Raw genomic sequence first — 1,195 nt, forward strand, 5'->3', positions numbered from 1 at the left:
CCTGTTCGGCTAACTGAATAGATATTGCTTTTCCAATACCTTTATTTCCTCCTGTTACTAATATTATTTTATTCATTTTTGGTTATCGGAAATTTCACATAACGTTTAGTATAGGGCAATAGAAAGTGATAAACTTTCAAGTTTGCTCTGAGCCAAAACGTTGTATTTTGTTTTTAATTTATTCATTCTTAAAAGCCAAATGAACGATTTGGCGGTGTTTCAAATAACCAATAACCTTCCGTTATCCACTGATCGCCCTATTTGCTATATACAGTGTTGGATGTAGTATTTATTTAGTTCTTCCCGTTAAGTAAACGTCCATGTTTGGTTTGAAATCACGCTTTGTACCCAAGTAATCAAGCATTTTATGAAATGTTGAAACAAATGCTAATACCCCATGATGCTGTATGTTAAATGCACAATTTTCAAATACTTTAATCTTGTCATCTTTTATATATGTATCTTTTTTCAAAGTGCAGCAAGCTACCGAATTACCGTTTTCTTCCATCCAATCAACGAGAGTTTCACTTTTTATATTGGTGTCATATGCTAGAATAATATTGGGTACAATAAAATTTTCTTTTCCTATTTCGCCTGTTAAATTCATAGATGTAATTACAGAAACTTGAGATTTGATTTGTTCTAAATCTGTTGTTGTTAAAGTTGATTTTATTTCTGCTATTAGAAGAACTGACTCAATTGGAATTACAGAAATATCATCCTTCATTTCGAAAAATGGAATTGAAGAATTTTTGACAACAATAAAATCTAACTGCGGACTTATTTTACCAGAAGCATCCGTTATAAACCCTGATTTTATTGAAACAGAATCAGGAATCAACTCTCTAAAGAATTCAATTAAGAAGCTTTCTCGAACAGAGCCTATCGAAGGATTGTGGCTTAAAGCTGAAATATCCTCAGATTGTGATATTATCCTATTAATATTATTCTGAATTATTCTACGAATCAAATTCATGTTTTCCTTATTATGATTTATGTCTATTAAAAGTTGATGCTTTTATTACAGCCAACGTGATGGCTAAACTACGACCAGCGGGTGCGTCACCCGATGGATGGAGATTAGCTGATGTGTGTGCCCAAAATGGGCACGATCTATATTTTTCTAAATATAGTTCAATCTTCTAGAGGGTGCAAGTCCCTTATGCGCGGAGTACGATCCCGAAGCATTAGCACG

At 33.2% G+C, this 1,195-nt stretch carries 1 protein-coding gene; it reads right to left on the reverse strand.

Translation table 11 applies throughout. The annotated features are described in order from the left end of the window. Positions 1 to 289 precede the first annotated feature (289 nt). A complete protein-coding gene (locus AVL50_RS12115; protein ID WP_062616764.1) occupies positions 290 to 976 on the reverse strand; it encodes a DUF6602 domain-containing protein in 687 nt (228 codons plus the stop codon). Positions 977 to 1,195: the final 219 nt, after the last annotated feature.

Origin of the sequence: Flammeovirga sp. SJP92, from assembly GCF_001583495.1 — a bacterium.
Lineage (GTDB): Bacteria > Bacteroidota > Bacteroidia > Cytophagales > Flammeovirgaceae > Flammeovirga.

Excerpts from the sequence above, each read along its gene's own strand:
- AVL50_RS12115 (WP_062616764.1), bottom strand. The coding sequence starts at position 976 with ATGAATTTGATTCGTAGAATAATTCAGAATAATATTAATAGGATAATA.